The 12,228-nt window shown below is 57.0% G+C and carries 11 protein-coding genes; 1 reads left to right on the top strand and 10 read right to left on the bottom strand.

Translation table 11 applies throughout. The features are described from left to right. Positions 1-18: 18 nt before the first annotated feature. The 9 genes from nusB to ACTRW9_RS06600 all read right to left on the bottom strand — a co-directional run bounded on the left by nusB (position 19) and on the right by ACTRW9_RS06600 (position 9,833). Positions 19-450 (bottom strand): transcription antitermination factor NusB, encoded by a 432-nt coding sequence (gene nusB, locus ACTRW9_RS06640; protein ID WP_442425818.1) that lies wholly within the window; start codon positions 448-450, stop codon positions 19-21. A gap of 1 nt (position 451) precedes the next feature. Next, on the bottom strand, positions 452-916 hold the full coding sequence (gene ribH / locus ACTRW9_RS06635; protein WP_442428747.1) for a 6,7-dimethyl-8-ribityllumazine synthase: 465 nt from the start codon (positions 914-916) through the stop codon (positions 452-454). Positions 917-925: 9 nt separating this feature from the next. Beyond that, positions 926-2,161: a bifunctional 3,4-dihydroxy-2-butanone-4-phosphate synthase/GTP cyclohydrolase II gene (locus tag ACTRW9_RS06630; RefSeq protein WP_442428746.1), complete on the bottom strand. Its 1,236-nt coding sequence runs from the start codon at positions 2,159-2,161 to the stop codon at positions 926-928. Between the two features lies 1 nt (position 2,162). Next, complete coding sequence (locus ACTRW9_RS06625) at positions 2,163-2,816, bottom strand: riboflavin synthase (protein ID WP_442428745.1); 654 nt, start codon at positions 2,814-2,816, stop codon at positions 2,163-2,165. Positions 2,817-2,818: 2 nt separating this feature from the next. Further along, on the bottom strand, positions 2,819-3,919 hold the full coding sequence (ribD, locus tag ACTRW9_RS06620; protein WP_442428744.1) for a bifunctional diaminohydroxyphosphoribosylaminopyrimidine deaminase/5-amino-6-(5-phosphoribosylamino)uracil reductase RibD: 1,101 nt from the start codon (positions 3,917-3,919) through the stop codon (positions 2,819-2,821). 146 nt (positions 3,920-4,065) lie between these two features. After that, a complete protein-coding gene (locus ACTRW9_RS06615) occupies positions 4,066-4,887 on the bottom strand; it encodes an OmpA/MotB family protein (protein ID WP_442428743.1) in 822 nt (273 codons plus the stop codon). A gap of 9 nt (positions 4,888-4,896) precedes the next feature. Continuing rightward, positions 4,897-5,769 carry a motility protein A gene (locus ACTRW9_RS06610; protein WP_442425823.1) on the bottom strand — a complete coding sequence of 291 codons (873 nt, stop codon included), beginning with the start codon at positions 5,767-5,769 and terminating at the stop codon, positions 4,897-4,899. A gap of 3 nt (positions 5,770-5,772) precedes the next feature. After that, positions 5,773-7,122, bottom strand: coding sequence for an HD domain-containing phosphohydrolase (locus tag ACTRW9_RS06605; protein WP_442428742.1), 1,350 nt, complete (start codon positions 7,120-7,122; stop codon positions 5,773-5,775). A gap of 302 nt (positions 7,123-7,424) precedes the next feature. Beyond that, positions 7,425-9,833, bottom strand: a complete 2,409-nt coding sequence (locus ACTRW9_RS06600; RefSeq protein WP_442428741.1) for an SUMF1/EgtB/PvdO family nonheme iron enzyme — start codon at positions 9,831-9,833, stop codon at positions 7,425-7,427. Between the two features lie 98 nt (positions 9,834-9,931). Between ACTRW9_RS06600 and ACTRW9_RS06595 the strand changes: the two genes are divergently transcribed. Continuing rightward, complete coding sequence (locus ACTRW9_RS06595) at positions 9,932-10,582, top strand: rhomboid family intramembrane serine protease (protein WP_442425826.1); 651 nt, start codon at positions 9,932-9,934, stop codon at positions 10,580-10,582. Positions 10,583-10,852: 270 nt separating this feature from the next. Here the strand turns inward: ACTRW9_RS06595 and ACTRW9_RS06590 are convergent, their stop codons facing one another. Continuing rightward, positions 10,853-12,217: a competence/damage-inducible protein A gene (locus tag ACTRW9_RS06590; protein WP_442428740.1), complete on the bottom strand. Its 1,365-nt coding sequence runs from the start codon at positions 12,215-12,217 to the stop codon at positions 10,853-10,855. Positions 12,218-12,228: the final 11 nt, after the last annotated feature.

Raw genomic sequence — 12,228 nt, 5'->3', positions numbered from 1 at the left:
AGAGGCACCCGGACGTCATCAGCGTTCGCTGGTGGTTTCGACTACGGTTGATTTTTCCTTGAGGACTCTATCAAGTATACCATTGATAAAATTGGGCGAGTCTTCACTACCGTATTTTTTTGCGATTTCCACCGCCTCGTCGATGGCGACCTTGGGGGGCACCGAATTGCCATACAGGATTTCACAGGTGGCGAGCCGCAGAAGGTTGCGGTCGATCACAGCCATGCGGGACAACGTCCAGTTATCGCTGTATTTTTCCAGCAGGGTGTCGATTGCTTTTTTGTTGTTGAAGATGGTATTGAGCAGGTCTTCGGCGTACTGCTTGATTTCAGGCTGGCAGGTGTTGCGTTCCCAGAACTGTTCAAGCTGCTCGGCCACCGGGCCTTCGTTCATGTCCACGAGGTAGAGGAATTTCACTACCAGTTCGCGCGAATAGCGTCGCTTTCCCATCTTACAATTGCCTGTAAAGGTTGACCATTTCGATGGCGGCAACGGCAGTCTCCCACCCCTTGTTGCCGCTTTTGACGCCGGCCCGCTCCACCGCCTGCTCGATGGTGTTGGTGGTCAGCACCCCAAAGAGGACGGGGATATCCGCTTCCATTGCCAGAGCGCCGACGCCCTTGCTGGCTTCGCCGGCGACGAAATCGAAATGAGGTGTGGCGCCGCGGATCACGGCACCGAGGCAGATCACTCCGTCGTACTTGTTGCGGGCCACGAGCTTGCGTGCGCCCATGGGGATTTCAAACGCGCCGGGCACGCGGATCACATCAATGTCTCCATCCTGCACACCGTGGCGCACCAGTCCGTCCACCGCACCGTCCATCAGGCGGCCGGTGATGAAATCGTTGAACCGGCTGACCACAATCCCGTACTTGTGGCCCGCTCCGCTGAGATCTCCTTCCAACACGTTCGGCATGCTCGATCCTTAAAATACGTTTTTGATCAGATGACCCATCTTCATCTGCTTGGTCTTGAGGTAACGGATGTTCTGCTTGTTGGGTTGCACCTCGATCGGCACGCGTTCGACCATTTCCAGTCCGTAAGCCTCCAGCCCGACAATCTTCCGCGGATTGTTGCTCATGATGCGGATCTTGCCCAGTCCCAGCGCCCGCAGAATTTGAGCACCGATGCCGTAGTCGCGCAAGTCGGGTTTGAATCCCAAAGACGCGTTGGCCTCCACGGTGTCCTGCCCTTCGTCCTGCAAGGCGTAGGCTTTCAGCTTGTTGAGGATGCCGATGCCGCGGCCCTCCTGATAGAGATAAAGAAGAACACCGCGGCCCTCCTTTTCGATCATCTCCAGCGCTTTCGACAACTGCTCACCGCAATCACAGCGGAACGAACCGAACACGTCTCCGGTGAGGCACTGCGAATGCACCCGCACCAGCGTCGGTGCGTCCTCTTGAATGTCGCCTTTGATGAGCGCGATGTGCACCTGGTCGATCAGCTTGTTGCGGAACGCCACCGCCTGAAATTCACCGAACTCGGTGGGCAGCAGAGTGGACGCCACCTCCTCGACCAGCGTCTCGCTGTTCAGCCGGTACTCCATCAGGTCCTTGATGGTGACCATCTTGAGGTCGTGTTTTTTGCAGAACTTGGCGAGTTCCGGCACGCGCGCCATGGTGCCATCGTCGTTCATGATCTCGCAGATGACGCCGGAAGGAGTGAGTCCCGCCAGCCGCGCCATGTCCACAGAACCTTCCGTCTGCCCGGCGCGCACCAAAACGCCGCCTTCCCGAGCGCGCAGGGGAAAAATATGACCGGGAATGACGAGATCGTACGGCCGCGCCTTCGGGTCCATCGCCACCTTGATGGTGTGCGCCCGGTCGGCGGCGGAGATGCCGGTGGAAATTCCGTTTCTGGCGTCGATGGACACCGTGAACGGCGTTTCGAAGCGCGACTGGTTGTCGCCCGTCATCATTTGCAGACCCAGCTCCTGCGTCCGCTCCTCGGTCATCGCCAGGCAGATCAACCCCCGCCCGAACTTGGCCATGAAATTGATCGCTTCCGGAGTCACGCAGTCGGACGCAATCATCAGGTCGCCTTCGTTTTCCCTGTCCTCGTCATCGACGATGACGATCATTTTGCCCTGACGGACGTCTTCGATGGCGTCCTCGATGGAACTGAAAACAGGCTTTTCTTTTTTAGTATTTCCCTTGCTCATTTCAGACAAATCCATGTTGTTTCAAAAAATCTTGCGTTAAATTACCGCCCCGGATGGGCCCGCCAAACAGCGATTCACAGGCTTTCAATACGTATTTGCCAATCATATCACATTCGATATTGACCCCATCCCCGATTTTCCGCTCATTCAGGTTGGTGTGTTCCCACGTAAATGGAATGATCGAAACCGAAAATCCGTTGTCGCGGCAATCGAAGACCGTGAGGCTGATGCCGTCCACCGCCGCCGATCCCTTTTCGATGACGAACGGCGCGAGTTCCGGCGGATGCTCGAACCGGATGCGCACCTCACCGGGCTTCTGGTCGATGCCGGCCACCGTGCCAACCTGATCGACATGGCCGCTCACAAAATGGCCGCTCATTTTTTTGTTTGGCGTCAGCGCCTTTTCCAGGTTGATGCGCGTGCCTTCGACCGATTGCTTGAAGCTCGTGCGGCTCAATGTCTCCGTGGACAGATCGACGGCGAAACCGGATTCCGTGATTTCCGCGACGGTCAGGCAAACGCCGTTGCAGGCGATGCTCTCACCCAGTTCGAAACCGCGAAAGCTTTCCGGCGTCTCGATGAGGAGACGCGCTTTCTCTGCGCCACGTTCGATGTGGGACACCGTGCCCAGCGCTTCGATGATTCCGGTAAACATGATTACAGATATCCTTCCACCATCCAGTCCCGCCCCACCGGTGTGAGCGTGGGTTTCTGGAGGTGCATTGCGTCTTTGAGTTTCTGGATGCCCGGTCCGCCGATCACGCTGACCGCCCCGTTCCCACCGATCAACAACGGCGCGACAAAGAACAACACCTTGTCCACAATGCAGGCTTTCAATGCCGCGGCATTCAATCGTGACCCGCCTTCAATCAACACATGCGTCAAACCGTTTTCCGCCAGACGGCGCATGACGCGTTTGAGCGGCACGCCTTCCCTGCCCGCGCGTTCGGTCCATACCTCAACGCCCGCTTTCTCCAGTTTGCGCAGGCGCGTCACCGGCGCAAGCCCGGTGGTGACATAAATCACACGGTCGCGGTCCGTATTCTCAAACACCCGCGCCTTCATGGGAACCAATCCCTGCGAATCCAGCACCACGCGGACGGGGTTGCGTCCCGCTCGTTTGCCGAGACGGGTGGTCAACTGCGGGTCATCCTTCAGCACGGTCCCGGAACCGGCAACGATGGCATCAACGCGGTTGCGCAACTGGTGCACCACCTTCCGCGCTTCGGGTCCGGTGATCCATTTCGAGTCGCCGCTCTTGGTGGCGATCTTTCCGTCGAGCGACACCGCCGCTTTCAGCGTGACGAACGGGAGCCCGGTGCGGATGTATTTCACAAACACTTCGTTCTGCCGCTCGCATTCCTTGCGCAGGATTCCTGTGGTCACTTCGATCCCGGCATTTTTGAGCCGGCGCGATCCCTTGCCCTTGACCAGCGGATTGGGGTCCTGCATGCCGACGAAAACCCGGCGGATGCCCGCGGCAATCACCGCTTCCGTGCAGGGCGGCGTTCTGCCATGATGGCAACAGGGTTCAAGGGTGACGATCATATCCGCACCACGTGCCCTATTGCCAGCTTTTTTAAGAGCCTCGATCTCAGCATGGGGTTTGCCTGCGCGATGGTGATAACCCTCTCCCACCACGGTGTCCCCGCGAACGATCACAGCACCAACCAGAGGGTTGGGCGAAGTGCGCCCTTCCGCCCGGGCCGCCAGGGCCAGGGCACGTCGCATCCAATGTTGCTGGGTTTCCCGGTCCATTCACCCGTCCCTGCGCAAGCCCAAATCGAAAGGTCAACCCTCATTTCTCAGGATGCCTCACAGTAGCAGAGTGGTCCCCGCTTGTCAAAGCTAACTGATTGACAAAAAACGGGTTTTGGATTGAATGGGGAATGGGGTGGCCACGATCAGCGGTTCAACAGGTTGACCATACGCTTACGGATACTGCCACGCTGGTAAACGATTTCAATCCTGCGGTTGACAGCGCGGTTCTTGGCGCTGGTGTTGGGGACTTTGGGGCGGTACTCGGCGAAGCCTTCCACCGACAGTTTTTCAGGAGGGAACCCCTCGGCGATGAGCATGCGGGCCACCTCCGCCGCCCGGCCGGAAGACAATTCCCAGTTCGAGGGAAAGCGGTCGGTGCGGATCGGCGTGTCGTCGGTGTGGCCTTCGATCTTGACATCGTAGTTGAACTGTTTGAGCAGGTCGAATACGTCTTTAAGCGTTTCGCGTCCTTTATATGTCATGCGTGCCTTGCCCGGCGGAAACAGCACCACATCCGAGATGGTGATGATGGCCCCACGCTCTCCCTGAGAGACCTGCACCTGCCCGGAGAGTTTGTTTTTGTAAATAAAGTCTTCCACCTCGGAAGTGATTTCCTTGATCTCTTTCGACACCATCGCCCCGACTTCATCCACAGCGTGAATGGTTTGGTCGTCCATCTGGGCCGTGGCCAGGTCTTTGATGACGTCCAGCCCTTCACGGGTTCCAAGTTCAGGAAGATTTTCGGTGCCAAGGGCGCTTTTCAGGGATTGGCGGAGCTGCTTGAATTTTTCTTCTTCAATGGTCCCCATGGCATAGAGCAGGATGAAGAAAACCATGAGCAGGGTCACCATGTCGGCGAAAGTGATGACCCAGGGAGCGACTCCCGTGGTTTCTTCCATGACCTCTTCGTCGTCGTCGAGATGGAGATCGGGGGTGGGTGGCTGACCGGATGGTTTGGTTACCATAACCTCACCTCACTTTGCGGGCCGGGGGGTGGCTCCCGGCGCCTGTCCCGGAGGGCGGGCCGGGCCTCTGGCGGCGCCCGCTTTCTTGGGCGCACCTTTGCGCGCTTCTTCTTCCGCTTCTTTCTTGATGTTCTTTCCCACAGCGTTGTCGATGTAGTTTTCCAAAGTCTCCTTCATAAACCGCGGGTTGACTCCCTTGCGTATATAGGTGATGCCTTCCAGCACCAGGTTCATCTCCAGGGTCTCCGCGGCACTTCGCCGTTTCAATTTCACCGCCATGGGAAGGAAAACGAGATTGGCCAGCAACGCACCGTAAAAAGTGGTGATGAGTGCCACAGCCATGCGCGGGCCCACGGTGCTTACATCCTCCAGAGAGGCCAGCATCTGAATGAGACCGATGAGCGTCCCCACCATGCCGAAGGCGGGTGCAAATTTACCCATGTCGTTCAGTATTTCCCAGCCATCCTTGTGCGACTGCTGAATCTGCTTGATCTCGCGCTTCATCAGGGTCACTACCGTATGCTCGTCCTTGCCGTCCACGGTGAGGCGCAACCCTTTTTTCAGGAATTCGTTTTCGATCATGTTGAGCTTCGACTCGATTGCCAGCACCCCGCCCTTCCGGGCAATGCTGCAGATCGAAACCATCGTGTCCATCAATTCATACAAATCCGACTTACGGGTTATGAATACACGAATGAAATGACCCAGCATGCGGAACAGCTCATTGACCGGATACGCAACCAGCGTGGCGGCAAAGGTTCCACCCAGAACAATCATCACCGAAGGAGCGCTGACAAACAGGTCCAATCCGCTGTTTTGCAGAATGGACACCAGGATCAGCCCAATGCCGATGAAAATTCCGAGTAAGGTCGCAATATCCATAAACTAAACTATTCTGACTTTAATGGTGCTGACGATGGGATCGAGGTTGTTGAACCGTATCACGTTGCTCAACGTGCTTTTGTCGATCAGGGCTCCCTTGCGCAACACGCTGGTACCGGACCGGGAGTACAAGTCCGCCGCCAGCTGCATGCCTTCCTGAAGGGTAAAAACGGTGCACTCAATGGTATCGATATCTTTAAAAAGAGAGGAGTGAACGAACTCTCCCAGCAATGAAACGATATCTTCATCGTAACGGGTCCCCTTCTCCATTTCCAGTAATTTCATGACAGTATCGGGGGATTCACCGGGGTGACTGACACGTGCGTGATCGTAGAAACTGGCGGCGGAAACAATCCGAGATCCTATAGGGATCATTTCTCCGCTCAGGCCTTCCGGTATTCCCGAGCCGTCCACGTTCTCATACAAGTGACGGATGATTTGAGCGGTCGGATCGAACCCTGGAAACTGGCGCAACAGCATCTCGGCCAGATGAGTGTGATGAACCCTCGGTGGCCCCGAAGGGTTTTCCTTTTTTGCATGGCCGTTGCCGTTGGCGGGCTGGCTTACGATCCCCAGTTCATGCAGGCGGGCCGCGGTGCGTATGTGTTGAATCTGGTGGGGGGACAGTTGAAGTTTTTGAGCAATAAAATCGGACATCTTTTCCACCCTCTGCGGATGCCCCCGGTGATCCGACTGGTGAAGCTCGATGATGTTGGTCAGCATATTGACCGTCGCGCGGAAAGTACGGATCAGGTCTTCATTCAACGCCTCGATCTGTTCGTTTTTGGCTTCGAGTTGCAGGTTCCTTCTCGAGGCTTCCTTCAATTCCGCCTGCAGCCGTTTGTTTTCTTTTTGCAACCCCTGCCCGATCCCGATGATCTTTTTCTGGTATTCCTTTGCCTCCAAAACTGTTTTTTCCAACTGCTGGTTTTTGTCCTGAAGCTGCCGGCTCACGGTGAGCATCCGCAAAACATAGTTCACGAAAAAATGGACCTCATGGGCCTTCAGGGGTTTCGGTAAAAACGCCTCCGCTCCCACTTTTTGCGCCCCCTGGGTCAGTTCCAGGATTTCGTGTTCGGCGCAACCGGACATCAATACCGCGACAGCGTGCAATCCGAACTGTCGGATGCGGCGGATGACTTCGAACCCATCGGGACCCGGCATGCGCAGGTCGCAGAAAATGAGGTCCGGTTTCCACGCCAGCGCTTTCTGCACACCCTCTTCCCCGGACATGGCTTTTTGAACCTGCACTTGTGCCTGTGCGACCGCTTCCTTCAGGTAAGCTTCCACAAGGGCCGATACCGTGGCGTCGTCATCGATCACCAGTAATTTTTTTGCCAGTTCAGTGTTCATTAAACAGAGGCCGCAGGGTCCATGGGCAGAAGGGTCACTTCTATAGATTGACGGATATATGGGCCGATTAGAATAGCGGGCCCGGTTTCCCCTCCCCTCCGAGACGGGTTTCCACATAACCTAACGGCGACAACCGCCTATTCATTAAATGTTATTTGCTGAAAATTCAGAAAGAAACGCACCCTGTACGGCAAAAGGCAAGCTTTATAAGCAGTTGTCTTAATTACAAAGAAAAATCAACCTCGGGGTGAAAAGAGGTGGTTGGGGGGGGTGGACCAGCCGCGGGTCCGAATGGGAGTGACTCAGTCTTCGTCTTCGTCTTCCTCGTCGATTTCGGTAAAGGGAAGTGAGCTGCAGCGGAAGCCCACTGCGGGGTAGATATCGGCCGGGTCGAATGAATTGCGAAACGTGCATTTGGCCTGGACCATGTAATTCAGCCAGGAGCCGCCACGCACGATTTTCTGTGTGGTGAATTTAGAGGAATGAAACTGCACGCACCACTCCCACACATTGCCTGCCATGTCGTAGCAACCGTAGGGAGAACTCCCCTCCTCGTATTGAGTCACGGGCGTGGTGCGCCCCACCACGAAGTCGGCGGTATTGCAGTACCCTTCCTGATATCCCTGCGCTTCGCCCCAGGGGTAATCGAGGCCGTTGGGCCCCCGGGACGCTTTCTCCCATTCCTTTTCGGTGGGAAGGCGCATGCCGAGCCACAGGGCGAACACGGTGGCCTCATAATAATTGATGCCGATGGCCGGCTGATCGTCGTCCAGAGAATAGGTGGGGAACCGCGGAGCGAAGTTCGGATCGAATTGCCGGAACAGGGCGTTGGTGACAGGGTATTTCATGATGGCATACTCGCGCATGCCGATGCGGTCTTCGTCGTCGCGCTCGTCCTGGTAAATGAACGGGCCCGCAGGCACGGTCACACACTCACCCCACTTCTGGACCACACTGCGGTCCACCGTTTGCGGGTCTCTCGATTCGGCAAAGAATGCTTCCAGTTCCGGAAGCGAGCGGACGCGTTTCCAATCCTGTGCATCGACCACTTCGCCCAACGCAATGCCGTGCAGGAAGCACACCAGCTCCAGCAAGCCGAACAGGATGCGGGAATCACGCCGGTCTCGCTGCAACAATCGCTCGAGTACCGGCCGCAGGGAATCCGCGCCGTAAGCCTCCACCACCTGTTCCACACGCACCACACGGTTTTTCGCAAACTGCGGGTACGTCTCCCGGCACTGGTACTTCAACAACTGGTTCACCAGAAGACGCCGCGACTCGGAGATGCCCTCGATTTCCGGAAGCACCTGCCCGGCCAGAAACACCGCACCGTGATCGATAAGCAGGTCGATCAATTCGTCGGTCCCTTCTTTCAACTCGCCACCGAAAAACTGAAACACGTCGTACCATTTGGGGTCACGGCAGCGTTCTTTCACCAGGTCCCGCCAGTCGGGGAGTTCGGCCAGTTTGCGCCCGGAAAAATATTCCTGCAGCGAAGGATGCCGGAACTCCCACCGCTTGCGGTTCCAGGCCAGCAGACCGTCAAAACCGGGCAGGATATCGCCCTCTTCCACCAAGACGTTGCGCGCGGGGGCGCAGTCTGAAAGCAGGTCCTTGTCGAATCCCGTATCCACCGTCTCCTGCCGCTGGTTTTTACCTTCCCTGATCAGGCGATACGACACCTGCTCCAACTGCCGGAACGCGTCTTCAATCCATTCTTCACCTTTCTTCGGAAACCGGCTTTTCAAATGCTGTGTGATCCAGTACCGATACACCTGCGATCGGTTTTTTACTCCGGCGGACTCATCCGACGCCGCCTCTTTCACCATGTGCAGGACATACGGCACCTGGAGCGTTTCCGGAAAATACAAAGCCAGGTGACCCAGGTTTTCCTTCCACACGGATTCGGGAAGAAAGGCTTTCCGCTGTTTTTCCTCCACCGGCTGGATGCGGACCCGGAAACTGGCGTCCTGCCCGCGCCGTACAATGGAGGTGGTGGCCAGCGGACCGAACCCCACCGGTCGCGTGGCGATCAGGATGAAATTGTCTTTCAGCGCGTCGCCGTCGACGATCACATCCATATAGAAACGGAACCGGTCCTCGGGAAGCATCTGCTCGAAGCCTTCCAGCAGAAACAGAATCTGTCCCGTCCACACCAGCCGTTCCACCGTCCGGCCCAGGAGTTCTTCATTTATGACGAGGTCTTCCTGTTCTTCCTGCTCGCGCAGGACGACGTCCATCACCCCACGGTAGAACATCGGGTAGAACTCTCCGAAACCGGTGCCGTCCGGCAGGCGCGACAGATCGCAGATCACGGGCACGGGGTATTCCTCCGGTGCTTCCACTTTCAGCATGCGTTCCTGGTACACTTTCAGGAAGGTGGATTTTCCCATGCCCGAAGGGGCTTCCAGGAAAACCTTGGTCGGGGAAACGTCCAGCAGGTTTTCGGTGATCTCACGCGGCGTGGGAAACACCTGCTCGTGCAGGCTCTGACGAAAGCGCACGGGGTTGTTGTCGAGCAACACAGGCTCGATGAAGCGGTCGGCTTCGCGCCCTTCTCCCAGTATGCCATCGAGATCTTCCTTCACCTCACGCAGCATCTGCCTGCGGTACACCTCGACCACCCACTCGGGCGATTCTTCGGGACGCGTGATGGCTTTCGGCGCTTCGCTTTCTGGGCGAAGAATGGGTGTGTCTTCACTTTCACTCAAGGCGGTTTTCCCATATAATCGGTGGAACCTTCTCATTGTATCCGAATCATCCCTGAAAGCGTAGCATACAGGAATCCGGCCATCCGGTTCAAACCGCCATGATCCCACTCCACGACGAAAACCCGACCCGCACCTTCCCCATCTTCACCATCGGCCTCATCGCCGCCAATACCCTGGTATTTTTCTGGGAGCTGTCGCTGGCCCGGGAGGGGACACAATTCATCACCGAATACGGACTGGTACCGTACCAGTTGACAAACCGGCCGCTTGAGAATTATCCAAACGTTTTTTCATCGATGTTCATGCATGCGGGCCTGGGGCACCTGGCGGGAAACATGCTGTACCTGTGGATTTTCGGCAACAATATTGAAGACCAGCTGGGAAAACTGCGGTTCGTCCTTTTTTACCTGACCTGCGGAGCGCTGGCGGCGGCGGCGCATGTTTCCGCCGATCTGGACTCAACCATCCCCATGGTGGGCGCCAGCGGCGCCATCTCTGGAATCCTCGGCGCGTACCTGATGCTGTTTCCCTTTTCCCGCGTCAAGACGCTGGTGTTCCTTGGGTTCTTCATCACCATCGTGCGCATCCCGGCAATCTTCCTGTTGCTGCTGTGGATTGGGTTGCAGGTGTTGAACAACATGGCGGCGGGACCGGACGGAGGAGGCGTGGCGTGGCTCGCGCACATCGGCGGGTTCATCGTCGGCGCGGTGCTCATCCATCCCTTCCGAATGAGCGCCCGCACCGGATGAACCTCCGGATCAAAATGTCATCAACGAGTAAAACAATATCGACGCGAGCACCGCAAACAAAACAAGGATCGCACCGAACATCCAGTTGGGCACACGGGGGTAATGCGCTCCACTCGCTCCGTACGGAGCACCGCAGTACGGGCAAATCTGGAAACCATCTTCAAATTCTTTTTGACACTGGTGGCACTGTATAAAAGTCACGTTCCCTTCCTTCGTCACACACTTCCATCCCTCAGGCAGGGCGCCTGAATTAATACCGATTCTCGGGGGTTATTTTAACCCGATTAAGTGCAAACGGAGAAGGTTCAATGCGGCTTGTGCGGCACGTTCTTTATTTCGTACGCGGTCCTGCGGAAACACAAATTTCTGACACGAGGTAAGCGTTTTACCCGCGACGGCGATATAGGTGAGACCCACGGGTTTGGTTGCCGTACCGCCATCCGGACCGGCGATCCCCGTCACCGACACCGCCCAGTCCGTACCGGCACGCTGGCGGGCCCCTTCCGCCATGGCACGCGCAACCTCTTCACTCACGGCACCATGGCGTTCCACCAGTGTGGCATCCACACCCAGGTTTTTGATCTTCGCTTGGTTGCTGTATGTCAACCATCCCTGCAGAAAATAACGGGAACTTCCGGGAATATTTGTCAGACGATGACCGATCAATCCGCCCGTGCAGGACTCCGCGACAGCGACGGTTTCGCCCCGATCGGCCAAAAGTTGCCCCAGCACACTTTCCATGGTTTGTTCATCCCGGGCGTAGATATATGAGGAGAGGACCTTCTGCAAAAGAACTTCGGCCTGTTCAATTTTAACGGAAGTTTCCTCAACGTTTTTTCCGTAAGCGGTGAGATGAATGCGCACACCGAGGTGGGAGGGCAACGACGCCACCTGCACCAGGTTCTCCAACTCGTCAACAGGCCCGAACATTTCCCACAGGGCGGACTCGACCAGGCCCGTGGTCCACAACATGCGTTGTTGCAGGCACAGGTTTCCGGCAACCGCAACATCGGGAAGAATGTACTGCCGGGTCAGGTGCTCGGCCTCGCGCGGCACCCCGGGAAGAACATAGACCCGCTGCTCTCCGCGCTCGAACATCAAACCGGGGGCGGTGCCCTGGTCGTTGTACAGCGGGCGTCCGTCCCTCGGCACCTCCGCCTGGCGAAGCGCCGCGTCGGGAACCGGCCTTTGCCGCTTTCCAAAAAATACGCGGATCATCTCCTCCACTTTCGGGTCCCGCACCAGCGGAGTGCCAAAGTAATCGGCCAGCACGTCCTTGGTGATGTCGTCGTGCGTCGCCCCGAGGCCGCCGGTCACGATAACCAAATCGACCCGGGACAGAGCCTGGTCCAGTGCCGAACGGATCGCGTCGGCGTCGTCGCCTACGACGGAGATGCGTCCCACCTGCAATCCGTGCATGCGCAACTGGCCACAGATGAAGGTCGAGTTGGTGTCTGAAACAAGACCGTTCAGCAATTCGTTGCCGACGGCGACGATTTCGGCCTGGGGTATATCGTTTTTTTTCTTCATGGAATCGATAACACTTGCCGGAACGCCCGGGGCCGGGGTCCGGTTCTTCGCGAATTCCTGCTTGTATTGAACCGGGGCGATCAAGTAGGCTTGATTGGACCACATTCGCCGGCGAA

It is taken from the genome of Nitrospina sp. 32_T5, assembly GCF_052156635.1.
GTDB lineage: Bacteria > Nitrospinota > Nitrospinia > Nitrospinales > Nitrospinaceae > Nitrospina.
Note: the sequence above shows the minus strand (reverse complement) of the source record. Positions and strands in the feature narration are given on the sequence as shown.